Raw genomic sequence first — 21,756 nt, forward strand, 5'->3', positions numbered from 1 at the left:
GCACTCCCCCGTCCGAGATCGCTCCATTCCCCTCACTTATTACCCTGAGTGATCGATTCGTCACATCCGCCCCCCGGCAAAGAACAGCAAAAAGCGGGCGCCCCCTCCCAGAAGAGGACACCCGCCGTAAGCCTCGCCGTCAGTGCGAGAAGTTACCCCGGTAGTACTGGAAGACAAATCCGATCATGGCCATGATGATCAGGAATACGCCGATCAGGAACATCCAGAAGCCGATCACGAACCCAGCGAACGCGAACGCCGCCGCCAGGCACAGGAACAGCGGCCACCAGCTGCTCGGGCTGAAGAAGCCGATCTCACCGGCGCCGTCGCTGATCTCGGCCTGCTTGTTGTCCTCCGGCTGGGCGCCGATGCGCCGCGCCGTGAACATCAGGTAGTAGCCGATCATGAACGCGAAGCCGACCGAGATGGCCATGGCCGTGGTGCCGACCGGCTCTCCGTGACCCGTATCCGCCTTGGTCCAGAACCAGTAGGCGACGTCGACACCGGCGAAGAACAGGCCGCACAGCAGGAACAGCCAACCCTGAACCTTCATCAGGCCTCGACCTCCTGGGGCCTCTTGGCGGACACGTGCGGATAGTGCAGGTCGAACGCGGGACGCTCAGACCGGATCCGCGGCAGCGAGGTGAAGTTGTGCCGCGGCGGCGGGCAGGAGGTCGCCCACTCCAGCGAGTTGCCGTAGCCCCACGGGTCGTCGACCGTGACCTTCTGCCCGCTGCGCGCGGTCTTCCAGACGTTGTAGAAGAACGGCAGCACCGACAGGCCGAGCACGAACGCGCCGACCGACGAGATCATGTTCAGGTCGGTGAAGCCGTCGTCGGGGCTGTAGTCGGCGTAGCGGCGCGGGAAGCCGACGACGCCGAGCCAGTGCTGGATCAGGAACGTGGTGTGGAACCCGATGAACAGCAGCCAGAACTGCAGCTTGCCGAGCTTGTCGTCGAGCATCTTGCCGGTGAACTTGGGCCACCAGAAGTAGAAGCCCGCGAACATCGCGAACACCACGGTGCCGAAGACCACGTAGTGGAAGTGGGCCACGACGAAGTAGGTGTCGCTGATCTGGAAGTCGAGCGGCGGCGAGGCCAGGATGACGCCCGTCAGACCACCCAGCAGGAAGGTGATCAGGAAGCCGACCGAGAACAGCATCGGCGACTCGAACGAGAGATGCCCTCGCCACATCGTGCCGATCCAGTTGAAGAACTTCACGCCCGTCGGCACCGCGATGAGGAACGTCATGAACGAGAAGAACGGCAGCAACACCTGCCCGGTCGGGAACATGTGGTGCGCCCAGACCGTGATCGACAGGCCGGCGATCGAGATCGTCGCGGCCACGAGGCTGATGTAACCGAAGATCGGCTTGCGGCTGAAGACCGGGAAGATCTCACTCACGATGCCGAAGAACGGCAGCGCGATGATGTAGACCTCCGGATGGCCGAAGAACCAGAACAGGTGCTGCCACAGCAGCGCCCCTCCGTTGGCCGCGTCGAAGACGTGGGTGCCGAGCTTGCGGTCGGCCTCCAGGGCCAGCAGCGCGGCGGCCAGCACCGGGAAGGCCATCAGCACGAGCATGCTGGTCAGCAGGATGTTCCAGGTGAAGATCGGCATCCGGAACATGGTCATGCCTGGCGCGCGCATGGTGATGATCGTGGTGATGAAGTTCACCGAGCCGAGGATCGTGCCCAGGCCCGACAGCGCCAGACCCATGATCCACAGGTCACCGCCCATGCCCGGCGAGCTGATCGCGGTCGACAGCGGCGTGTAGGCGAACCAGCCGAAGGAGGCGGCGCCGTTGGGGGTGAAGAAGCCCGACACCGCGATGATGCTGCCGAACAGGTAGAGCCAGTAGCTCACCATGTTCAGCCGCGGGAAGGCCACGTCGGGCGCGCCGATCTGCAGCGGCATCAGCTCGTTGGCGAAGCCGGCGAACAGCGGCGTCGCGAACATCAGCAGCATGATCGTGCCGTGCATGGTGAACAGCTGGTTGAACTGCTCGTTGCTGGTGATCTGCAGCCCCGGCTGCGCCAGCTCGGCCCGCATGATCAGCGCCATGACGCCGCCGATCAGGAAGAAGGCGAACGACGTGATCAGATAGAGGTGACCGATGATCTTGTGGTCGGTGCTGGACAGCCACTTCACGATCACCTGGCCCTTGGTAACGGGCCGGGCGGTCGTCGAGAGTGGCTCTTGGATGGCGGTCACTGGGCACTCCCAGCCTGGGTCGCGATGTACTGGTTCCACTCAGCGTCGGGGACGAGCTTCACCGAGAAGAGCATGCGGCTGTGGTCGACGCCGCACAGCTCGGCACAGCGGCCCGCGTAGACGTTGGGCTTGTTGAGCGTGGTGATCTCGAAGAAGCGGCCCTTGTTGTCCTTGGCCAGCCCCGGGATGACGTCACGCTTGAACAGGAACGCCGGCACCCAGAAGGAGTGGATGACGTCGGGCGACTCCAGCTCGAACTCCACCTTCTTACCCACGGGCAGCACGAGCTGCGGGCCCGACTTGTAGTCGCTCACGGGCTGGCCCACGACCGGCTTCAGCGTCTTGCCGTTGACCGTCGTGGTGAAGCGCCAGCTCCACTGGAACGCCTCCACCTTGACCTTGACGTCAGGGTGGCCGGACAGCACCTGCAGATCCCGGCTGTCGCGCGCGGTGAAGAAGAAGAACACCGAGACCATGACCAGCGGGATCAAGGTGTAGAGCATCTCGATCGGCAGGTTGTAACGGACCTGCGGCGGGAGCTCGGCCTTGGCCTTGCGCTTCACATGGAACACGCAAGCCCAGATGATCAGGACGATGACCACGGCGCCCGTGGCGAGTGCGGCGACCCAGGCCCCGTTCCAAAGATTCTGGACGATGTCGCCCTGGCTGGTGATGTGCTCGGGAAGCAGACCGTCGGACCAATTGGCCTTGGGAATGTCGTTAGCACATGCCGTAGCGGAGGCCAGCAGCAACGCCAAAGCGGCGGCTCGCGGCACTCTGCGCCGGGTCAACGAACGCCGTGGCGAACGGCGGGTCGGACTCACGGATCGCCTACCCCACAGATGAAGCCCAGGAGTCCTCCTGGGCGGTCGTATGTCTAAAAGCACAGCTGATTGGAGACACATTAGCGTGCAAGAGCCCCGCCCTCCCGCGCACCCCCTCGATGGTGCACCGCGAGTGGGACGATGGGTCTCGTGGCGTACTTTGACGCGGCCTCGACCGAGCCGCTCCACCCCCAGGCCCGCGAAGCGCTCCTGGCGGCGATCGATGTCGGCTGGGCCGACCCCGCGAGGTTGTACGGCCAGGCCCGCCGCGCGCACCTGCTGCTGGAACAGGCCCGTACGGAGGTGGCCGAGGCGCTCGGCGCGCGTCCCGACGAGGTGTCGTTCACCTCTTCGGGCACGCAGGCGGTGCATCTCGGCGTGCTCGGCACCCTACACGGCAGACGGCGCGCCGGACGGCACCTGGTGACGAGCGCGGTCGAGCACTCCAGCGTGCTGCACGCCGCCAGCCTGCACGAACGCGGCGGCGGTACGGTGGAGATCGTGGGGGTGGATCTGCGCGGACGCGTCGACCCGGCCGCCTTCAAGGCCGCCGTGTCCAGGCCCGATACGGGCCTGGCCTGCCTGCAGACGGCCAACCACGAGGTCGGCACGCTCCAGCCGGTGGACGAGGTGGCCGCCGCCTGCCGGGAGCACGGCGTCCCGCTGCTGGTCGACGCCGCCCAGACGGCCGGGCGGCTGCCGACCCCGCAGGGCTGGTCGGTCCTGACCGCGAGCGCCCACAAGTGGGGCGGTCCCGCCGGGGTGGGCGTGCTGGCGGTGCGCAAGGGCACGCGGTTCCGGTCGTTCCTGCCGGAGGACGAGCGCGAGCGGCGCCGGGTCCCCGGGTTCGAGAACGTGCCGGCCATCGTCGCCGCCGCGGCCGCCCTGCGGGCGATGACCGCCGAGGCGGCGCGGGAAGGTGCCCGGCTCTCCGCGCTCGTCGACAAGATCAGGCGGACCGTGCCGGAGATCGTGCCCGACGTGGAGGTGATCGGCGACCCCGTCGAGCGGGCGCCCCACATCGTGACCTTCTCCTGCCTCTACGTCGACGGGGAGGTGCTGCTCACCGAACTGGACAAAGCCGGATTCGCGGTATCGTCCGGGAGTTCATGCACCGCTAGTACGCTTCGTCCATCGCACGTTCTGGAAGCGATGGGCGTGCTCACGCATGGGAATGTCCGGGTGTCACTGCCCAGGGGCGCTTCCGCGGCCGAGGTCGACAGATTCCTGGCCGTGCTGCCCGATGTGGTGCACCGAATCCGGCAGGACGCAGGAGTCGCATGACCGAGGTCATTCAGCCGTCATTGACGATCGACGCGCTCGGGAAGAAGTGCCCGATTCCGATCATCATGCTCGCCGAGCAGATCAACTATGTCCCGCTCAACGCCGTGATCGCCGTCCTGGCCGACGATCCGGCCGCGTTCACGGACGTACCGGCGTGGTGCCGCCTGAAGTCCCACCGCCACGTGGGCTCCTACGAGCTGCCGCAGGGCGGCTGGTCCATTCACGTACGCCGCAATTACTGACATCTGGCACGTACGTTAAAAGATCTGCGTAAACCCCATCAAACGGGCAATAACCCCTCGGAGTCAGATCGTCGACTTCCGGGGGGGAAGAGACATGACGGATGGACACCCGCACAAGACCGCCCGTGACCTGATGAGCGAGGGCGCGGAGTGCATCCCCGCGCACGAGACGCTCGACCGGGCCGCGCAGATGATGCGTGACAGCCACGTGGGAGCGCTGCCGGTCTGCGTCGAAGACCGCGTGACCGGGATCATCACCGACCGCGACATCGTGGTCAAGTGCGTGGCCGAAGGGCGTGACCCGGCCCACATGCGGGCCGGCGACCTGGTGGTCGGGCTGGTCTGGGTACCGGTCGACGCCACGGTCGAGGAGGCGCTGCAGCGCATGGAGCAGCACCAGATCAAGCGGCTGCCGGTGATGGAGGGCAACCGGATCGTGGGCATGATCTCCGAGGCCGACCTGGCCAAGCACCTGCCCGACGACCAGCTGGCCGAGTTCGTGCACCGCGTCTACGGGGGCGCCTGACCGCCTGGCCGGGGAGACCACCGCCCCGCCACACTGATCGTGCGGCGGGGCGGCTCGCGTTCGGTCGCGGTGGTGCGGGTCAGGCGTGGTGGCAGTGCACGAGGCCCGCGATCTCCTCGGCGGCGCCGGCCCCGTAGGCGGCGGCGAACCGCTCCACGAATGCCTTCTGCCCCAGCTCGTACTCCTGGCCGCCGACCCGCTCCAGGACGTGCGTGGCGGTCAGGTTGCCGAGCTGGCCGCAGCGCTCCAGCGACAGGTCCCAGGCCAGACCGGACAGGAAGCCGGCCCGGAAGGCGTCGCCGACGCCGGTCGGGTCGGCCTTGCCCACCTCCGGCGCGGGCGCGACCTGGATGGACGGCTCGCCCGCGCGGTCGATGACGGCGCCCTTGGGGCCGAGCGTGGTGACGCGGACGCCCACCCGGTCCAGGATCTCGGCGTCGGACCAGCCGGTCTTCTGCTCGATGAGCCCCTTCTCGTAGTCGTTCGAGAACAGGTAGGCGGCCCCGTCGACGAGGTCGCGGATCTGCTCGTCGCCCATGCGCGCGAGCTGCTGCGAGGGGTCGGCGGCGAACGGGATGCCGCGCTGGCGGCACTCGTCGGTGTGACGCAGCATGGCGTCGGGGTCGTTCGGGCTGATCAGCACCAGGTCGAGCCCGCCCACGCGGTCGGAGACGGGCCGCAGCTCGATGAGCCGCGCCTCTGCCATCGCGCCGGTGTAGAACGAGGCGATCTGGTTGTGGTGCTCGTCCGTGGTGCACAGGAAGCGAGCCGTGTGGTGGTTCTCGGAGACGTGCACGGAGTCGCAGTCCACGCCGTGGCGCTCCAGCCACGAGCGGTAGTCGGCGAAGTCGGAGCCGACCGCGCCCACGAGGATCGGGGTGAGCCCCAGGCACCCCATGCCGAAGGCGATGTTCGCCGCGCACCCACCGCGGCGGATCTGCAGGTCGTCGACCAAGAACGAGAGTGACACCCGATCAAGCTGCTCGGCGATGAGCTGTTCGCCGAAGCTTCCTGGGAAGGTCATCAGATGGTCGGTCGCGATGGAGCCGGTGACGGCGATGCGCACGGGATTCTTCTTCCTCGTTGTCAGCAAGCCAATAAGCCCAAACGAGGATACGCGAGGACGGACGCGAAGGTCCCGCACGCACGAATGCGAGCGGGACCTCACCCACTCCGAACTAGTTGATGACTAGTTGAAGGAGTCGCCACAGGCACAGGAGCCGGTGGCGTTGGGGTTGTCGATGGTGAAGCCCTGCTTCTCGATCGTGTCGACGAAGTCGATGGAGGCGCCCAGCAGGTAGGGGGCGCTCATCCGGTCGGTGACCACGCTGACGCCGCCGAAGTCGGTAACCACGTCGCCGTCCATCGAACGGTCATCGAAGAAGAGCTGGTAACGGAGACCGGAGCAACCACCCGGCTGCACGGCCACGCGCAGCTGCAAGCCCTCTTCGCCCTGCTGCTCGAGCAGAGCCTTGACCTTGGCGGCGGCCGCGTCAGTCAGGATCAGGCCCTGCGTCGTGGTCTCGTTGCTCTCAACCGTCATCTGCTGACTCCCTAACCCGGCTGTCTGTTTACGACGTCCTACTAAGACGCTACCAACACATCCCCGGTGCTACACATTCCCAGCCCCCCGGACCCCCGGAATAAGCGCGACGCCCCATATGTCATGATGAGTATCGTCAGTTCGACGATAAGGGGGTATGGCCATGGCCATCCAGACTGGGCTGCCGCTCTTCGTTCTCGGCCGGGACGCCGATCCACACAGCGAGAAGGGGGTCGACTGTCCTGGTGAGCTGCCGCCCGCCTCCGATCCGGACCTGGTGGAGCGGGCGCGCAAGGCGAAGGAGGCGCTCGGTGACCGGCTGTTCGTGCTGGGCCACCATTACCAGCGTGACGAGGTCATCCAGTTCGCCGACGTCACCGGCGACTCCTTCAAACTGGCGCGGCAGGCCGCGGCCAGGCCGGAGGCGGAGTTCATCGTCTTCTGCGGCGTGCACTTCATGGCCGAGTCCGCCGACATCCTGACCGGTGAGACGCAGAAGGTGATCCTGCCCGACCTGGCGGCGGGCTGCTCGATGGCGGACATGGCCACCTTCGACCAGGTCGAGGAGTGCTGGGAGGCCCTGGAGGACGCCGGTCTCGCCGATCAGGTGATTCCCGTCACGTACATGAACTCCAGCGCCGACATCAAGGCGTTCTGCGGCCGGAACGGCGGCGCGGTCTGCACCTCCTCCAACGCCAGGCGGGCCCTCGACTGGGCCTTCGAGCAGGGTGAGAAGGTGCTGTTCCTGCCCGACCAGCACCTCGGCCGCAACACCGCGGTGCTGGAGATGGGCATGTCCCTGGACGACTGCGTCGTCTGGAACCCCCACCGCCCGAACGGCGGCCTCACGCAGGAGCAGCTCGACCGCGCGCGGATGATCCTGTGGAAGGGCCACTGCTCGGTGCACGGCCGCTTCACGGCCGAGTCCGTCGATGACGTACGGCGCCGCATCCCGGGCGTCAACGTGCTCGTCCACCCGGAGTGCAAGCACGAGGTGGTGCTCAAGGCGGACCACGTCGGCTCGACCGAGCACATCATCAAGACGCTGGAGGCGGCCCCGGCGGGTTCGAGCTGGGCGATCGGCACCGAGCTGAACCTGGTCAAGCGGCTCGCCGTGATGTTCCCCGACAAGAACGTCTCGTTCCTCGACAAGACGGTCTGCTACTGCTCGACCATGAACCGGATCGACCTGCCGCACCTGGTGTGGGCGCTGGAGTCGCTGGCGCTCGGGGAGGTCGTCAACCAGATCACGGTCGACGACGACACCACCCACTGGGCCAGGGTCGCCCTCGACCGCATGCTGGCCCTCCCCTAGCGCGGCTGGTCGCCGAAGGCGTAGACGACCCGGACACCGATCGACAAGGTCTGGTGTCCGGGGCTGATCGACGCGTTCTCGTCCGCCGCGAGCGTGGCGAACGCCAGCGGCTTCGGCCCGCTCCTCAGCTCCTCGGTCACCGAGACGACCCGGCCCAGCGGGCGCCCGGCCAGTTCGGCGTACTGGGCGGCCTTGGCGGCGGCGTCGCGGAACGCCCGTACCCTCGCCTCCGCCAGCGCCCCGGCGGGGTCGGACAGCTCGAACGAGACGCCGTTCAGCCGCGCCTCCTCACCCACCGCCGCCACGGTGTCGATCACCCGGTCGGCCCGCGCCAGGTCGCGGACCAGCGCCTCGACGCCCTGCGCGGCCCTGTAGGCGGCCACCTTGGGGTAGACCTCGTACTCGGGGCCGAGGGACAGCTCGCTGGTGCGCAGGTCCTCAGGGGCGATACCGGCCCCTTTCAGCGCCTCCGTGAGCCGGGCGGCGGCGGCCCGGACGGTCGCGAAGGCTTCGGCGGCCGAGGTCCTGCGTACCTCGACACCCGTGTTCAGTCGCATGACGTCGGGCGCGGCCGAGACCGCGCCCTCGCCGGCGACGGCGATCCGCTCGTGCTCCGTTTCCACGCGTACCCCCTTGGGTCCGTAGGATCGGCGGGTTCGTCAGGGCGTCCCGCGGCTGTAGCGCAGGCCCATGTTGTCGAACTCGGCCCGCTTCGCCGCGGTGGCCAGCACTCTGCTGATCTGCCCCTTCAGATCGATGACAACCGCCTCGTAACCGGCGCCCTTGGTCCGCCACACGGCCAGGTGCTGGTCATCCCACCAGCCGATGAGCCGGTTGGAGGCGAAGGGGATGGTGACGGGCGTGCCGCCGCCCGTCGTGGGCCTGGCGCAGAGGGTGTCACCCGCCGGGCCGCAGTGCGACAGGAACAGCCCGCCCGACGGGGAGACGTCGTCGCCCTCCACCCAGACGGGCGAGCCCGCGCCGGTCAGCGTGCGCAGCACGTTGCCGTCCAGGTCGTAGAACTTCATCCGGCCGCCCACCCACGTGCCGACGGCCTGCCCGTCGGCGTCCCAGAAGAAGCGCCACTCGCCCGCGCCCTTCTCCTTGACCTCGTAGACCTTGCCGGTGCCCCGCTCGACGTCGATGACGCCGTAGCCGTACTCGACGCTCTTGCCACCCGTGTCCTTGAAAAGCGTCACCAGGCCGAGCTTGCCGTCCGGTGACCAGCGCGGCGTCGTCGGGAACACCGGCTTGACGCTGAGCTTCACCGTGCGCCTGGCGCCGGTCCGGTGGTCGATGATCGACACGAGGGCGTAGCCGTCGCTGCTGTAGTCGACGTCGGTGGCGAGCGCCCGGGTGCCGTCGGCGGCCAGCGCGTACTCGAAGTAGCGGCTGTTGAGCGTGAAGTCGTCGGACGCGGCCCGCCTGACGTAGACGCGCTTGCCGCTGTCCAGGCTGTAGGCGGCCAGTTTGATGGGGTCGGAGCCGTTCTCGCGGATCTCGACGGAACTGCCGGGCAGCGCGATCGTCCGGGTGGTCTGGTTCGTGCTGGACGTGGGGGTGGAGCTTGGCGTCGGGGTCGGGCTTGGTGTCGGTGTCGGTGTCGGCGAGTTATCCGTTTTGTTCGTGTTGTCGGGCGTCGACGAGGGGGTGGCGATCGGGTCGGGCAGGGAGGCGAGCCGTACCGCGACGATGGTGCCCACCGTGGCCAGCACGAGCGTGCAGGCGACCGCCGTGGCGACGATCCACCCGGTGCCCCGCCTGCCGCCTGTCCGGGTGGGCGGCAGTGGGAGTCGCTGCTGGTAGAACGGGGGTGGAGGAGGCTGCTGGTACGTCTGCCGCATCGGCCCCGAGCTCCCCGGAGCGTACGCCTGTGGAGGCGTCCAGCCCGGCGGAGGTGCGGAGCCGTACCGAGGAATCGAGCCCATTTCCGGCCCCGAGGGGACGTGGCCCGAGATCACCGGCGGGACCGGACCCGAGGCGGCCACGGCCGTGCCCTGGTGCAGGAGGCCGGGCGAGGCGCCGCCGGGCCCGTGGCCGAGCAGCCGCATCAGCGCCTGGCTCGCCGTCGGCCGCCGCGCCGGATCCTTGGCCAGGCAGTCCGTCACCAGCGAGCGCAGCGCCGGATCCTCGATCGGCGTCACGTCGGCATCGTGGTGAATGATCCGATTGACCACCGCGGCCAGACTGTCCTGCCCGAACGGCGGCTGCCCCGAAGCGGCGAACAGCAGCGTGCACGCCCACGCGAACATGTCCGACTGAGGCCCGGGAGCCGCCTCCGTGAGCTGTTCGGGCGCCATGAACGACGGCGTCCCGATGGCAGCGGCCGTCAACGACGAGGTCAGGTCGAGCGCCCTGGCGATGCCGAAGTCGATCACCCGGGGCCCGTCGGAGGCCAGCACCACGTTCGACGGCTTGAAGTCGCGGTGCACGATGCCCGCCTGGTGGATGGCGACGAGCGCGGTGACCGTACCGATGGCCAGCCGGTGCAGCGACGTCCCCGAGCGCGGCCCGTCCGTGCGCACCACCTCGTCGAGCGTCGGCCCGTCGATGTACTCGCTGACGATATACGGCAGGCGGCCGAACAGCCCCGTCTCGATGACCTGGGCGGTGCAGAAGGGTGCGACCCGCCGCGCCATCGCCACCTCGCGGACGAACCGCTCCGACGCCTCGTGGTCCCCCGCCAGGTCCGCGCGGAGTAACTTCACCGCGACCCGGGCGCCGTTGGCGGCGGTCGCAAGGTAGACGGTCCCCTGGCCGCCCTCGCCCAGCCGCCCCGACAAGGTGTACTCCCCCACCGACGCGGGATCCCCTGGCCGAAGGGCCGCGAGGTCCGGCATTGTGCAACCCCCATATATGGCGTCTTTTCCGCCATTCTGGTGGGTTGCGCCGCCCCCCGTCAGCCCATCAGGGCACGCACCTCCTGAAACACCTCCCCCGGCCACCCGACCGCCCGGACCGGACCAGCGGCTCGGGAAGGGCGACTGGTGGTCGGGGCGGCGGCGAGAGGGTCGGTCGAGCGGGCGATGGCCGAGGGCGGTCAGCCGGCGGAGCCGGGTTCACGATCGCGGCGGACGGCGTCGGCGATCGGGGCGGAGGCGGCGAGGTGGATGCGGCGGGCCGAGGCGGTCAGGTGGACGAGGTCGGCGTTCAGCTCGGCGGCCAGCCGCTTCTGGCCGCGCGCTCTCCCGCGCGAGCTGATCACCGTCACAGGCACGTCGGGGAAGGCGTGCCGGACTCTGACGCGGTGCAGGTCGGCGGCCATGTCGTGCCGGGCGAACCACTCCCCCGCCGCCGCGGCGAGCACCCGCCCGGTGCGGTACGCGCGCCCATGGTCAGGCAAGCCCCTGACCAGCCGATGGACGACCGGACCGGCCAGCAGGGCGAGCGCGGTGGCCCCCCACGCGCCGCCCAGCGCGGGCAGCCACGGACCGACCGCCCGGCCGAACGACGCGGCGCGCCGGCGGCGGTCGGCGCGGCTCGGGTCGACGAGCACCAGCCGGGACACGCACATCGGATGCAGCCGGACGAACGCCTCCGCGTGCCAGGCGGCCACCGAATGGGCGACCACGATGACCTGTCCGGGATGGGCGGGGGCCAGGGCGGCCAGGCGGGCGGCCTCGCCGTACAGGGTGGGCGGGGCCGGCGAGGCGGAGCTGCGGCCGAGACCGGGCCGGTCGAAGCGGACCACCCGATGGCTCCGCGCCAGCTCGGCGGCCACCCGATCCCAGTGGAACCACGCACCGCCCAGCCCCGCGCTGATGAGCACCACCGGCCCCTCCCCCTGAACGACCACGTGCGCCCCCGAACCGCCGAAGAGCAAACCACCCGAACCCGGGCCGCCGTCGACCGGGTCATCGGCCACCAGCAGCCGGAGTGCGACGTACACGAGCCACATCGCCGTGAGCGTCGCCTGCGCGCGCTGCGCCACCCCCGCCAGGTAGCCGCCCGCGATGGCCGCCAGCGTCAGCGCGGTGGCGCCCAGGGCGGCGCCGGTGATGAGCCAGGCGCCGTACGCGTTCCAGCACCGGCTCAGCAGGGCCATCGCGGCCAGCACGGCGACCGTGGCCAGGACGCCGGTCACGACGTGGACGTGGTGGGAGAGGGACAGCGGGATGAGTTCGCAGACCGGATCGCCGAGCGCGGCGCAGTCGAGCGGGAACAGCCCGCCGGCGATCACGAGGACGCCGAAGGCCGCCAGCGCGAGCCAGCCGGACCACTCGCGCCGCACCCGGTACGTCACCGCCACGCCGAGCACGATCGCCAGGCCCGACAGCACGTCGCTGGTCCTGAACAGGCGCGTCGACGGCTGGTCGCGGGCCGCCAGCTCGCCGACAAGGCCGTCGGTCCTGTCGACCAGCGGGCTGGTGAACTGGCCGGGCATCCACGCGCTGTACAGCACGGCCGCCACGACGAACGCGGTGGCCGCGAGCACCAGCAGTCTTCGCTCCACGTGATCATTAGATCACCCGGTGCGATCAGAGCCCGGGGGCGCTCCATACCGGGAACCACCGGCTGAGATCCTGCTCCAGCGGCAGCTCGCCCTCCAGCGCGCCCCTGGCCTGGAGTTCCAGCGCGTTGTCGCGGTGCTGGCCGGACAGTGGTGCGAAGGGGTAGAACGTGCCTCGTTTGTACAGGTAGACGACCGCCAGCCGCCGGCCGTCACGGTCGGCGAACGACACCAGCGAGCAGAGCAGCGAGGGGCCGAACCCGGCGCCCTCCATGGTGGAATTGACCGCGTGGAGCTCGGTGACCAGGTCACTGATGTCGTCGGGCGAACGGCGCACCAGGAGCCAGGTGTAGCCGTAACTGTCGGAGGACTTGTCGACGCGGTCGCCGAGCAGTTCGTGTACGTCGCGTTCGAGCGTGGCGAACGCGCCGCCCTCCGCCGCGCGGAAGCACACCGAGCCGAGACCGGTGGGGCCGAGACCGGTGGCGGCCTGCAGCGTCACCGCCGCGGACGGCAGCGCGAACAGCGCGTCGAGGTTGGGTTGTACCGGCTTCGACCGGCCTAGCAGGGTGTCGAGCCAGCCCATGCGGTTTAGCCCCTTCCGAGCTGGGCGGAGATCCTGGCCAGTTGCTCCAGGCGGCGCTCCAGCGGTGGGTGGGTGGAGAACAAGTTGGCGATGGAGGTGCCCTTGGCCAGCGCGGGGGCGAAGTAGAAGGCGTTGAACGGCTCCGCCTCGCGCAGGTCGCGGCTGGGGATCCTGGCCATGTCGCCGGTGACCTTGGTCAGCGCGCTGGCCAGGGCCGAGGGTCGCTGGGTGAGCAGCGCGCCCGCCCGGTCCGCGGCCAGTTCGCGGTAGCGCGACAGGGCGCGGGTGAGCAGGAAGCTGATCGCGTACACGACGATCGAGACGAGCATGATGATCAGCCCGATCGGCACCCCGCCGTTGTTGTCGCGGCTGCGGCCCAGCCCGGTGTACAGGGCGAATCTGGTCATCAGCCCGGCGACGATGCCGAGGAACGAGGCGATCGTCATGACCGCGACGTCGCGGTGGGCGACGTGCGACAGCTCATGTGCCAGCACGCCTTCCAGCTCCTGGGGCTCCAGGCGGCGCAGGATGCCCGTCGTCACGCAGAGGACGGAATTGCGCTGGTTGCGGCCGGTGGCGAAGGCGTTGGGGACATCGGAATCCGCTATCGCCACCCGCGGCTTGGGCATGTCGGCCATGGCGCACAGCCGGTCGACCATGCCGTGCAGCTCGGGAGCCTCTTGCGGTGAGACCTCGCGGCCGTGCATCGCGAACAGCGCGATGCGATCGGACAGGAAGTACTGCACGAGCAGCAGGCCCCCGGCGAACACCAGCACGACCAGAGCCTGTACGCCCACGGCGATCAGGACGCCCACGAAGGCCACGTAGAGCAGCCCGAGCAGGAACATCGTCACGACCATACGGCTGGTCAGGCCGCGGTCGGGCGCGAACCGCGTGCTGCTCACGGCTAGCCCGGAATGAGACCCTGGTCGCCCAGCATCTCCCGGACCTCCTCGATCGAGGCGTCCGCGGGGGGAAGGATCAGCTCTGACGGCTCAAGGCTGTCGTCGGGAAGCGACTTGCCCACGTGGCGGACCTTGTCGAGCAGGGCGTGCAGCTTGACCCGGAAGCTCGCCTCGTCGCCGGACTCGATGGCCGACTCGAGCTCGCTGTCGAGCTCGTTCAGCACCGAGATGTCCTCGGCCGAGATCTCGACCTGCCCCTCGCCCATGATTCTGACGATCATGCGCCCTCCCCAGGCTGGCGCAACTGCTGCGTCTGCGACTGAGGCTGCTGCTGCGGCGCGGCCTGCTGACCACCCTGACCCGGCTCGATGGCGCTCTTGGGCGCGGGACCCTGGCCGAGCTCGGCCTTCATCCGGGCCAGCTCCAGCTCCACGTCCATGCCGCCGCCCATGCGGTCGAGCTCGGCCTGGATGTCGTCGGTGCGGGAGCCGCTGTAGTCGTCGAGCGCGCCGCTGGCGAGCAGCTCGTCGATGGCGCCGGCGCGGGCCTGCATCTGCGCGGTCTTGTCCTCGGCCCGCTGGATCGCGAGACCGACGTCGCCCATCTCCTCGGAGATGCCGGAGAAGGCCTCGTTGATGCGCGTCTGCGCCTCGGCCGCGGTATAGGTCGCCTTGATCGTCTCCTTCTTCGTACGGAAGGAGTCGACCTTGGCCTGCAGCCGCTGGGAAGCCGTGGTGAGCTTCTCCTCCTCGGCCTGCAGGTTGTCATGCTGGATCTTCAGGTCGGCCATCTGCGACTGCAGATTGGACCGACGCTGCAGGGCCTCACGGGCCAGGTCCTCGCGCCCGACGGACAGCGCCTTGCGGCCCTGCTCCTCGTAACGCCTGGCCTGCTGTTCAAGACCGTTGACCTGCAACTCCACCCGCTTGCGCGAAGTGGCGACGTCCGCCACGCCTCGGCGCACCTTCTGCAGCAACTCAAGTTGCCGCTGATAGGAGTAGTCGAGGGTCTCGCGCGGATCCTCCATTTTGTCCAGGGCCTTGTTGGCCTTGGACTTGAAGATCATCGAAAGTCTCTTCATCACGCTCATGCGCGTCGGCCGTCCCCTTCTTAGGTCGTGCTGGTGTTCACCCAGTGCAGCGCAGCCGCCTTGGGATTACCCTACGCATAACGCACGGGGGCGTCACTAAGTTGCCGTCCAGGTAGGGTTGACGTTGTGTTGCGACGCCGTTCCCAAACCTCCGTGGACGACACCCCCGTCCCCATTGACGATCCTAAGCCCCAGGGCAAGGGTCGTCCCACACCCAAGCGCCGGGACGCGGAAGGTAGACGGCGCCAGCCGGTCACCGCGCCCAAGGACCGCAAAGAGGCCTATAAGCAGGCCCGGGCCAAGCAGAACTCCGAGCGTGAGCGGGCCCGGCAGGGCATGCTCGCGGGCGACGAGCGCTATTTCCCGGCCCGCGACAAGGGCCCGGCGCGTAAGTTCGCGCGCGAGTGGGTCGACTCGCGGCGGCTGCCGAGCCAGTACTTCCTGCCGTTCTCGCTGGTGATCCTGCTGGCGACCTGGATCCCGTGGCCGGCCGACATCAGGCCGCTGGTGCTGAGCTATGTGATCACGATCGGCTGGCCGATCATGATGATCGGCGTGCTCTTCACCTCGATCTTCGTGGCCTGGCGGGTCAAGAAGCTGGTGGCGGAGAAGTATCCCAAGGAGAGCCTGCGTGGCGTCGGCTTCTACGCCGCGATGCGGGCCCTGCAGATCCGCAAGCTGCGCTTCCCGCCGCCCACGGTGCTGCCGGGCGGCAAGCCGGTGCCGCCGAAGAAGTGACGCCGTCTCAGCCGGCCCTCTCCCAGCGCAGTTTCCCGCGCACCACGCGCGGCCGCGTGCCGTCGACCGTCCCGCCCTGCTCCAGGGCGTCGGCGGTGGCGCGCAGCAGCGCGTCATAGGAGGGCAGGGCCGACGTGCTCAACATGCCCTCCTGCGCCACGTCCCACGACAGGGATCCCCCTTCCGAGTCGATCAGGCCGTAGCCCTCGTCATAGCGGTCCTGGAACGGGATCAGCACGCCGGAGAACTCCGCCCCGGGCTCGGGCCCCAGATTGGTGGGATCCTCCTGGCACATCTGCCGCCAGGCGTCGCGGATCTGCCTGGTCGACAGCTGCGCACCGTACCCGAGGCCGAAGCCCTTCGCACCGTTGTGGCGCAGGAGTGAGGCGCGCAGGCTGTCGGGGAAGTCCACACCCATCTGCGACTCGGCGACGGCGATCGTCCCGGCCCGGCCCGGACGGCCCAGCGTCGCGTACGTCTTGGGCGCCTCGGCCTTGAGCCACCGTTCGATGCGCCGCCACTGCCGGTCGACCGACCGTCTCACCTGCGGGTCCAGCGGCCGGACGGTGACCGGGCGCCGCTCGGGGTGACAGGCCGGATCGGGTACGGCGGGCGGAGGCGTCCAGGACACGTAGTCGGGAGTGGCCTCGGGGTCGGCGGCCATGGCCGACTGCCTCACAGAGTCGCGAGCCAGCTGTCCGAGAGCGTCCTCCTCCCGGTCATGGATCGGCATGCCCATGAGGGCGAACACCCCGAAGACGACCGCGGTCAGCGCGCCCACTCCGAACAGCGCCGCCGTCGGCCGCCCCTTCCCGCGTACCGCGTAACGGGCCAGATCCGCCCTGGTCGGGCGGCCCAGGATGGGCTCGGGGCCGGTCGGCTCCGGTTCCGTCTCCGTCCTATGGGCTCTGCGGCGCAGCCGTACCGCTATCGCGGTCAGTATGGCCGCGGTCAGCGCCAACCGTACGAGCTTCAGCACGTCGCGCACCCTATCCCGAAATAGATCACCCCATGAGACCGCCTAAGGTCGGATCTATGGAATTCCGTACCCTTGGTCGCAGCGGTCTCAAGGTCAGCGAGATCAGCTACGGCAACTGGCTCACCCATGGCTCCCAAGTCGAGGAGGACGCCGCCAAGCAGTGTGTGCAGGCGGCGCTCGACGAAGGCATCACCACGTTCGACACTGCCGATGTCTATGCCGGCACCAAGGCCGAATCGGTGCTCGGCAGGGCGCTGAAGGGCGTACGCAGGGAGTCGCTGGAGATCTTCACCAAGGTCTACTGGCCGACCGGCCCCGGACGGAACGACCGCGGCCTGTCCCGCAAGCACATCACCGAGTCCATCCACGGGTCGCTGCGGCGGCTGCAGACCGACTACGTCGATCTGTACCAGGCGCACCGCTTCGACTACGAGACGCCGCTGGAGGAGACGCTCAAGACCTTCGACGATCTCGTACGGCAGGGCAAAGTCCTCTACCTCGGCGTCAGCGAGTGGACGGCCGACCAGATCGCCCAGGCGCTGAAGATCGCCGACGACATGGGCTTCGACCGGATCGTGTCGAACCAGCCGCAATACTCGGCGCTCTGGCGGGTCATCGAGCCGGAGATCGTGCCGCTCAGTGAGCGCGAGGGCGTCAGCCAGATCGTCTGGTCGCCCATCGCGCAGGGCGTACTGACCGGCAAGTACCTGCCCGGCCAGGCCCCGCCGGAGGGCTCCAGGGCGACCGACACCGCCGGCGGCGCCGACATGATCTCCCGCTTCATGAACGACGACGTGCTCGGCCGCGTACAGGAGCTCAAGCCGATCGCCGCCGACCTGGGCCTGACCATGGCGCAGCTGGCGGTCGCCTGGGTGCTGCAGAACCCGAACGTCGCCAGCGCCATCGTCGGCGCCTCCCGCCCCGAGCAGGTGCGCGACAACGTCAAGGCGGTCGGCGTCAAGCTCGACTCCGGCGTGCTGGAGCGGATCGACACCGTTCTCGGCCCGGTGATCGAGCGTGACCCCGCCAAGACGGCAAGCCCGCCGAAGCGCCCATAACACCCCGGGCGGCAAAAACCCCTTGAGCGACAATGACGCTCAAGGGGTTTTTCATTTCTCCTGGACTCACTCCGGACGCAATGACAATCCCGTGTATTCGACCCGGTCCTCGTCGAGCAGCGCCACCTGCTCGACGCCGGATTCCAGCAGCTCACCCCAGTTCTCGCCAAGCCAGGACTCCGCGTCCGCCTGGCTCGGAAAAACTTCGCGCGGCAAAGGGCGATCCGTCACCTCACCACCGTTTGCATTTTCATAACGCCACCGCCATGTCATGCCATACGCTCCTTCTCCGCGGGTTCGCCGACGCACCCTCCGACGGCACTGGAACCCTACTCCCGAGCTTGGAGGTCGATCGATGCCGCGCGCATGTCGTGTGGTGGCGGGCGTCGTCTTTGTACGCTCAACCCGGTGAAACTCTTTCTCGCCGGTACAGCGGCCGGCACCGGCTGGCCGGAGCCGGGCTGCCCGTGCGCCTCGTGCGCCGGTCTCCCCTCCGGCCATCGCCGGCCGTTCGAGCTCGTGGTCGACGGTGTGGTGCGCTTCCCGTTCGACGACGTGCCGCGCGGCTACCGGATCCTCGCCGGCGGTCACGGCCTGGAGGGTCCCGACGGCACCCGCCTGCTGTACGCGGCCCAGGACACGACGGCGGCCCCGGACGCGCCGTACGACGTCGTGCTGGTCGAGCCGCTCGATCGGCCCGAGCGGATCGGGCTCCTCCGGCGGGCGGGGCTGGCAGGCGACCGTACCCAGGTGGTGGCCGTCGGGCTGGATCACCGGGTCAGGTCCCAGGAGGAGCTGGCACGGCGGCTCGCCTTGTGGCGCGTGCGGGCCGTACCGGACGGAACGACGCTCGACACCACCCTCCCCGCGTCCCCCGCTCCGGAACAGCCGAGGCGGGCCCTGCTGCTGGGCGGTTCCCGATCGGGCAAGTCGGCCGAGGCCGAGCTGCGGCTGGCCGCCGACCCGTACGTCACCTATGTCGCCACCGGCTCGCGTGGCGAAGGCGACGGCGAGTGGGCGGCGCGGGTACGGGCCCACCGGGAGCGGCGGCCCGCCCACTGGGCGACGGTGGAGACCACCGACCTGGCGGGGACGATCCGCGCGGCCACGACGCCGCTGCTGATCGACGGGCTGGGTACGTGGCTGGCGGCAGTGTTCGACGAGCACGGCGCCTGGGACGGCGACCGGGCGCCGGTGGATGAGCGCTGCGAGGAGCTGGTGGCGGCGTGGCGGGGAACGAGCCGGCGCCTCGTGGCCGTGTCGGACGAGGTGGGCATGGGGGTGGTGCCCGCGACGGCCAGCGGGCGGGCGTTCAGGGACGCGCTGGGGCGGCTCAACGAACGCCTCGCCGCCGAGTCAGAAGACGTCGCCCTCGTCGTCGCCGGACGCCTCCTGCGCCTGTGACGCCCCCTGCGCCCCGCTGGGCCTAGTGGCGGATGGCTCTGGCGTACCAGCGGCCGTCCATGCGGTCGACGTGCAGGGAGCGGCCGAAGCAGTCGGACAGGTTCGCCGGTGTGAGGACGTCCGTGACCGGGCCGGCCGCCAGGACGCGCGCTTCACGCATGAGCATGGCGTGCGTGGTCGTGGCGGGCACCTCCTCCAGGCGGTGGGTCACCGTCACCGTGGTGAGCACCGGCCTGGTCATCGCCAGGTCCTCCACCGTCTCGATGAGGTCCTCACGGGCCGGCAGGTCGAGGCCGGCGAACGGCTCGTCGAGCAACAGCACCGCCGGGTCCGACATGAGCGACCTGGCCACCCTGATCCTGGCCCGCTCGCCCTGGGAGCACACCCGGAACAGGCGGTCGGCCAGGTCCTTACAGCCCACGTCCCCCAGCAGTCGCAGCGCGCGATCCCGCTCGGCCTCGCCGTAGCGGTCCCAGAGGGGGGCGCTGGTGCCCGTGTGGCCGGTGAGCACCACGGTGAGGGCGGTGGCGCCTTCCTCCTCCAGGAGTTCCTCGTCGATCAGCCGCTGGCTGGAGGCCACCAGGCCGATGTGGCGCCGCAGCGAACGCACGTCGGCCCGGCCGAGCCGGTGGCCGAGGATGCTGGCCGTACCCTCTGTGGGGTGCCGTATCGCGGCGGCCAGCGAGAGCAGCGTCGTCTTGCCCGCACCGTTGGGCCCGAGCACGGCCCAGTGCTCGCCGTACTCCACTCGCCAGTCGACCGCACTCAGCAGCGACTTGCCGGCGACCCGGACTCCTACGCCTTCGAGTTCAACAACGTGCATCCGGCCACCCTAGTGGCCGCCCCCGACCGCGATCAGCCTCCGCTGGTGAGGTGCATTTCTATTTTTTACGGCCAGCCCGGTGAGCCCCACCCGCCATACGGGGCCGGCGTCTGTCCAGGGGCACGCTCCTCCGGTTTACGGGGCTGGGCCCCGTAACGTGCGTCTTCTTGGCCCCGGTCCGTGGGCATGCCGACAACCGTGGGGGGAATTGGAGTGATGGACGGGATGCGGTTCGCGATCGGGACGCTGAGTGTCTTTCCGGTCCGGGTGACACGCGTCGATCGTGTGGTCGCGGGGCGGGCGATGGTGCTGGCTCCGGTCCTTGGACTGGTGCTGGGGCTGGTGAGCGGTTCGCTGTTGCTGCTGCCGGGGCCGCCGTTGCTGGGTGCTGCGCTCGCGGTGGGGCTGCTGGCCGTGCTGACGCGTGGACTGCATCTGGACGGGCTGGCGGATCTCGCGGACGGGCTGGGCAGTGGGAAACCTGCCCCTCAGGCGCTCGACATCATGAAAAAGTCGGATATTGGGCCGTTTGGTGTGATGGCGCTGGTGCTGGTGCTGGTCGTCCAGGTGGCCGCCTTGTCCGGGCTCGGGCCGGCCGCCCTGGTGACCGCCTGCGTGACCGGCCGGTTGGCGCTCACCTGGGCCTGCCGGTCAGCCGTCCCCGCCGCCCGTCCCGACGGGCTCGGGGCGCTGGTCGCGGGCACGGTACGCCCAGGCGCCGCCTGGGCGGCCACCGCCACGGCCCTGGCGGCGGCCGCGGCCCTGGGGTCGGCGGCCGACCACGGACTCGGCTCGGTGGCGGGGCACCGGCTGGTCTATGTGCTCCCTCTCGGTGTGGTCGCCGGGCTCGGGGCGGCGCTGCTCCTGCTCCGCCATGCCAGACGGCGTCTGGGCGGCGTCACGGGTGACGTGCTGGGCGCGCTCGTCGAGACCGCCACGGCCGCCACACTCACCGTCTGCGCCCTGTTCGGCTGACCGGCGCCGCCTGTCGTACCGAAGAACCTCACGCCCCCACGGGAGGCCGCTCGGCGATCAGCGCGTTGATCAGGGCCGCACCCCGCTCGGCGTCGTCGACGCTCACGGCGAGCTGTCCGCCGGAGCGGTAGCGGATGATCAGGCACTCGCCACCCCGGAGCATGATGGTGGCGCTGCCCGGCAGCCCGCGTATGCCCCAGCCCCCGACCTGGCTCGGATACCGCACCTCGGACCACGCCGCCCAGGTCACGCACCACACGCCCACGCTCATGAGGAGATAGGAGGTGAACGACATCTCGCCGTCGGACATGAGGCCCCGCCGCCAGTGCGTGGCCAGCGGTTCGGGCAGCCGGTCGCGCAGCGCCAGCGGAGCCGCGACCAGCGCGGCGCTGACGATCAGCCCCCACGCGGCGACGGCGAATCGGGGGATCATGGCAGTTCCTCCAGCATCGTGATGAGGTCTTCGCGGCGGTAGCCGAGCCTCATGGCCTCTTCCAGGAGTTCGCGGGCCCGCTGCAGGAGCAGTGCCCGCCCGTCGGCGCGGCCCGCGACACTGACGCCGCGCCCCCGCCGGAACTCCAGCAGCCCCTCGTCGCGCAGGTCACGCAGGGCGCGCAGCACCGTATTGGGATTGATGCCGAGCGCCTCGGCCAGGTCGCGGGCGGGTGGCAGCCGGTCGCCCGGCGCGTACGAGCCCTCGCCGATGGCACGGCGGATCGCGCCGGCCACCTGCTCGTGCAGGGGACGCGCATCATTGAGGTCCAGAGTCAGCAACATGGTGCTAATGACACTAGCACCAA

The 21,756-nt window shown here is 69.5% G+C and carries 25 protein-coding genes; 8 read left to right on the top strand and 17 right to left on the bottom strand.

Annotation, left to right across the window (positions count from 1 at the left end; genetic code table 11):
• Positions 1-139: 139 nt before the first annotated feature.
• Genes ACGFNP_RS54610 through ACGFNP_RS54620 form a run of 3 tightly spaced genes read right to left on the bottom strand, consistent with a single transcriptional unit; the run spans position 140 to position 3,005 of the window.
• Positions 140-553 (bottom strand): cytochrome c oxidase subunit 4, encoded by a 414-nt coding sequence (locus ACGFNP_RS54610; RefSeq protein WP_358318386.1) that lies wholly within the window; start codon positions 551-553, stop codon positions 140-142.
• Positions 553-2,214 (bottom strand): cytochrome c oxidase subunit I, encoded by a 1,662-nt coding sequence (gene ctaD, locus ACGFNP_RS54615; protein WP_393332115.1) that lies wholly within the window; start codon positions 2,212-2,214, stop codon positions 553-555. Before ctaD ends, ACGFNP_RS54610 begins: the two co-directional genes overlap by 1 nt.
• Complete coding sequence (locus ACGFNP_RS54620) at positions 2,211-3,005, bottom strand: cytochrome c oxidase subunit II (protein WP_358318384.1); 795 nt, start codon at positions 3,003-3,005, stop codon at positions 2,211-2,213. The genes ctaD and ACGFNP_RS54620 overlap by 4 nt, the downstream gene beginning before the upstream one ends.
• 174 nt (positions 3,006-3,179) lie before the next feature.
• Here ACGFNP_RS54620 and ACGFNP_RS54625 point away from each other — a divergent pair, with 174 nt between their 5' ends.
• The 3 genes from ACGFNP_RS54625 to ACGFNP_RS54635 all read left to right on the top strand — a co-directional run bounded on the left by ACGFNP_RS54625 (position 3,180) and on the right by ACGFNP_RS54635 (position 5,090).
• Positions 3,180-4,322 (top strand): cysteine desulfurase family protein, encoded by a 1,143-nt coding sequence (locus ACGFNP_RS54625; RefSeq protein ID WP_393332119.1) that lies wholly within the window; start codon positions 3,180-3,182, stop codon positions 4,320-4,322.
• Positions 4,319-4,564 carry a sulfurtransferase TusA family protein gene (locus ACGFNP_RS54630; RefSeq protein ID WP_214637838.1) on the top strand — a complete coding sequence of 82 codons (246 nt, stop codon included), beginning with the start codon at positions 4,319-4,321 and terminating at the stop codon, positions 4,562-4,564. The genes ACGFNP_RS54625 and ACGFNP_RS54630 overlap by 4 nt, the downstream gene beginning before the upstream one ends.
• A 94-nt stretch (positions 4,565-4,658) precedes the next feature.
• Positions 4,659-5,090, top strand: coding sequence for a CBS domain-containing protein (locus ACGFNP_RS54635; RefSeq protein ID WP_358318382.1), 432 nt, complete (start codon positions 4,659-4,661; stop codon positions 5,088-5,090).
• A 79-nt stretch (positions 5,091-5,169) separates the two neighbouring features.
• Here the strand turns inward: ACGFNP_RS54635 and ACGFNP_RS54640 are convergent, their stop codons facing one another.
• Complete coding sequence (locus ACGFNP_RS54640; RefSeq protein ID WP_358318381.1) at positions 5,170-6,156, bottom strand: carbohydrate kinase family protein; 987 nt, start codon at positions 6,154-6,156, stop codon at positions 5,170-5,172.
• A gap of 123 nt (positions 6,157-6,279) precedes the next feature.
• Positions 6,280-6,633: an iron-sulfur cluster insertion protein ErpA gene (gene erpA, locus ACGFNP_RS54645; protein ID WP_219532756.1), complete on the bottom strand. Its 354-nt coding sequence runs from the start codon at positions 6,631-6,633 to the stop codon at positions 6,280-6,282.
• A 157-nt stretch (positions 6,634-6,790) separates the two neighbouring features.
• Between erpA and nadA the strand changes: the two genes are divergently transcribed.
• Entirely contained in the window at positions 6,791-7,948 is a 1,158-nt protein-coding gene (gene nadA / locus ACGFNP_RS54650; protein WP_393332124.1) for a quinolinate synthase NadA, read from the top strand.
• Here the strand turns inward: nadA and ACGFNP_RS54655 are convergent.
• The 7 genes from ACGFNP_RS54655 to ACGFNP_RS54685 all read right to left on the bottom strand — a co-directional run bounded on the left by ACGFNP_RS54655 (position 7,945) and on the right by ACGFNP_RS54685 (position 14,979).
• On the bottom strand, positions 7,945-8,571 hold the full coding sequence (locus tag ACGFNP_RS54655) for an SIMPL domain-containing protein (RefSeq protein ID WP_393332126.1): 627 nt from the start codon (positions 8,569-8,571) through the stop codon (positions 7,945-7,947). The genes nadA and ACGFNP_RS54655 overlap by 4 nt on opposite strands.
• 36 nt (positions 8,572-8,607) lie before the next feature.
• On the bottom strand, positions 8,608-10,788 hold the full coding sequence (locus ACGFNP_RS54660) for a serine/threonine-protein kinase (protein ID WP_393332129.1): 2,181 nt from the start codon (positions 10,786-10,788) through the stop codon (positions 8,608-8,610).
• Positions 10,789-10,988: 200 nt separating this feature from the next.
• Positions 10,989-12,401: an alpha/beta fold hydrolase gene (locus tag ACGFNP_RS54665; protein ID WP_393332132.1), complete on the bottom strand. Its 1,413-nt coding sequence runs from the start codon at positions 12,399-12,401 to the stop codon at positions 10,989-10,991.
• A gap of 25 nt (positions 12,402-12,426) precedes the next feature.
• The gene (locus ACGFNP_RS54670) at positions 12,427-12,984 is read right to left on the bottom strand and encodes a hypothetical protein (RefSeq protein WP_358318376.1); all 558 of its coding nucleotides are present in this window, start codon (positions 12,982-12,984) and stop codon (positions 12,427-12,429) included.
• A gap of 5 nt (positions 12,985-12,989) precedes the next feature.
• A complete protein-coding gene (gene htpX / locus ACGFNP_RS54675; protein ID WP_358318375.1) occupies positions 12,990-13,889 on the bottom strand; it encodes a zinc metalloprotease HtpX in 900 nt (299 codons plus the stop codon).
• 2 nt (positions 13,890-13,891) lie between these two features.
• Complete coding sequence (locus tag ACGFNP_RS54680; protein ID WP_358318374.1) at positions 13,892-14,170, bottom strand: hypothetical protein; 279 nt, start codon at positions 14,168-14,170, stop codon at positions 13,892-13,894.
• Positions 14,167-14,979, bottom strand: coding sequence for a PspA/IM30 family protein (locus ACGFNP_RS54685; protein WP_358318373.1), 813 nt, complete (start codon positions 14,977-14,979; stop codon positions 14,167-14,169). The genes ACGFNP_RS54680 and ACGFNP_RS54685 overlap by 4 nt, the downstream gene beginning before the upstream one ends.
• A 153-nt stretch (positions 14,980-15,132) precedes the next feature.
• On the opposite strand from ACGFNP_RS54685, the gene ACGFNP_RS54690 reads away from it, so the two are divergent.
• A complete protein-coding gene (locus ACGFNP_RS54690) occupies positions 15,133-15,717 on the top strand; it encodes a DUF3043 domain-containing protein (RefSeq protein WP_358318372.1) in 585 nt (194 codons plus the stop codon).
• A gap of 7 nt (positions 15,718-15,724) precedes the next feature.
• Here ACGFNP_RS54690 and ACGFNP_RS54695 read toward each other — a convergent pair whose 3' ends face one another.
• Positions 15,725-16,696, bottom strand: coding sequence for an SMI1/KNR4 family protein (locus ACGFNP_RS54695; RefSeq protein ID WP_393332137.1), 972 nt, complete (start codon positions 16,694-16,696; stop codon positions 15,725-15,727).
• Between the two features lie 56 nt (positions 16,697-16,752).
• On the opposite strand from ACGFNP_RS54695, the gene ACGFNP_RS54700 reads away from it, so the two are divergent.
• A complete protein-coding gene (locus tag ACGFNP_RS54700) occupies positions 16,753-17,754 on the top strand; it encodes an aldo/keto reductase family protein (protein WP_393332140.1) in 1,002 nt (333 codons plus the stop codon).
• Between the two features lie 66 nt (positions 17,755-17,820).
• Here ACGFNP_RS54700 and ACGFNP_RS54705 read toward each other — a convergent pair whose 3' ends face one another.
• Positions 17,821-18,027, bottom strand: a complete 207-nt coding sequence (locus ACGFNP_RS54705) for a hypothetical protein (protein WP_214637851.1) — start codon at positions 18,025-18,027, stop codon at positions 17,821-17,823.
• Between the two features lie 135 nt (positions 18,028-18,162).
• Here ACGFNP_RS54705 and ACGFNP_RS54710 point away from each other — a divergent pair, with 135 nt between their 5' ends.
• Positions 18,163-19,158 (top strand): bifunctional adenosylcobinamide kinase/adenosylcobinamide-phosphate guanylyltransferase, encoded by a 996-nt coding sequence (locus ACGFNP_RS54710; protein WP_393332144.1) that lies wholly within the window; start codon positions 18,163-18,165, stop codon positions 19,156-19,158.
• A gap of 22 nt (positions 19,159-19,180) precedes the next feature.
• Here ACGFNP_RS54710 and ACGFNP_RS54715 read toward each other — a convergent pair whose 3' ends face one another.
• Entirely contained in the window at positions 19,181-19,981 is an 801-nt protein-coding gene (locus ACGFNP_RS54715; RefSeq protein WP_358318368.1) for an ATP-binding cassette domain-containing protein, read from the bottom strand.
• 216 nt (positions 19,982-20,197) lie between these two features.
• Between ACGFNP_RS54715 and ACGFNP_RS54720 the strand changes: the two genes are divergently transcribed.
• On the top strand, positions 20,198-20,956 hold the full coding sequence (locus tag ACGFNP_RS54720; RefSeq protein ID WP_393332147.1) for an adenosylcobinamide-GDP ribazoletransferase: 759 nt from the start codon (positions 20,198-20,200) through the stop codon (positions 20,954-20,956).
• Positions 20,957-20,984: 28 nt separating this feature from the next.
• On the opposite strand, the gene ACGFNP_RS54725 is transcribed toward ACGFNP_RS54720, so the two are convergent.
• Both ACGFNP_RS54725 and ACGFNP_RS54730 read right to left on the bottom strand, forming a co-directional pair.
• Positions 20,985-21,389, bottom strand: coding sequence for a hypothetical protein (locus tag ACGFNP_RS54725; protein WP_358318366.1), 405 nt, complete (start codon positions 21,387-21,389; stop codon positions 20,985-20,987).
• Positions 21,386-21,733 (bottom strand): GntR family transcriptional regulator, encoded by a 348-nt coding sequence (locus ACGFNP_RS54730; RefSeq protein WP_214637855.1) that lies wholly within the window; start codon positions 21,731-21,733, stop codon positions 21,386-21,388. The genes ACGFNP_RS54725 and ACGFNP_RS54730 overlap by 4 nt, the downstream gene beginning before the upstream one ends.
• Positions 21,734-21,756: the final 23 nt, after the last annotated feature.

Source organism: Nonomuraea sp. NPDC049269, assembly GCF_043197155.1.
In the GTDB taxonomy this organism is placed as follows: Bacteria; Actinomycetota; Actinomycetes; order Streptosporangiales; family Streptosporangiaceae; genus Nonomuraea.

Coding starts and splice junctions, on each gene's coding strand:
- ACGFNP_RS54610 (WP_358318386.1), bottom strand. CDS start 553: ATGAAGGTTCAGGGTTGGCTGTTCCTGCTGTGCGGCCTGTTCTTCGCC.
- ACGFNP_RS54625 (WP_393332119.1), top strand. CDS start 3,180: ATGGGTCTCGTGGCGTACTTTGACGCGGCCTCGACCGAGCCGCTCCAC.
- ACGFNP_RS54630 (WP_214637838.1), top strand. CDS start 4,319: ATGACCGAGGTCATTCAGCCGTCATTGACGATCGACGCGCTCGGGAAG.
- ACGFNP_RS54635 (WP_358318382.1), top strand. CDS start 4,659: ATGACGGATGGACACCCGCACAAGACCGCCCGTGACCTGATGAGCGAG.
- erpA (WP_219532756.1), bottom strand. CDS start 6,633: ATGACGGTTGAGAGCAACGAGACCACGACGCAGGGCCTGATCCTGACT.
- nadA (WP_393332124.1), top strand. CDS start 6,791: ATGGCCATGGCCATCCAGACTGGGCTGCCGCTCTTCGTTCTCGGCCGG.
- ACGFNP_RS54660 (WP_393332129.1), bottom strand. CDS start 10,788: ATGCCGGACCTCGCGGCCCTTCGGCCAGGGGATCCCGCGTCGGTGGGG.
- ACGFNP_RS54670 (WP_358318376.1), bottom strand. CDS start 12,984: ATGGGCTGGCTCGACACCCTGCTAGGCCGGTCGAAGCCGGTACAACCC.
- ACGFNP_RS54680 (WP_358318374.1), bottom strand. CDS start 14,170: ATGATCGTCAGAATCATGGGCGAGGGGCAGGTCGAGATCTCGGCCGAG.
- ACGFNP_RS54685 (WP_358318373.1), bottom strand. CDS start 14,979: ATGAGCGTGATGAAGAGACTTTCGATGATCTTCAAGTCCAAGGCCAAC.
- ACGFNP_RS54700 (WP_393332140.1), top strand. CDS start 16,753: ATGGAATTCCGTACCCTTGGTCGCAGCGGTCTCAAGGTCAGCGAGATC.
- ACGFNP_RS54705 (WP_214637851.1), bottom strand. CDS start 18,027: ATGACATGGCGGTGGCGTTATGAAAATGCAAACGGTGGTGAGGTGACG.
- ACGFNP_RS54715 (WP_358318368.1), bottom strand. CDS start 19,981: ATGCACGTTGTTGAACTCGAAGGCGTAGGAGTCCGGGTCGCCGGCAAG.
- ACGFNP_RS54720 (WP_393332147.1), top strand. CDS start 20,198: ATGGACGGGATGCGGTTCGCGATCGGGACGCTGAGTGTCTTTCCGGTC.
- ACGFNP_RS54725 (WP_358318366.1), bottom strand. CDS start 21,389: ATGATCCCCCGATTCGCCGTCGCCGCGTGGGGGCTGATCGTCAGCGCC.
- ACGFNP_RS54730 (WP_214637855.1), bottom strand. CDS start 21,733: ATGTTGCTGACTCTGGACCTCAATGATGCGCGTCCCCTGCACGAGCAG.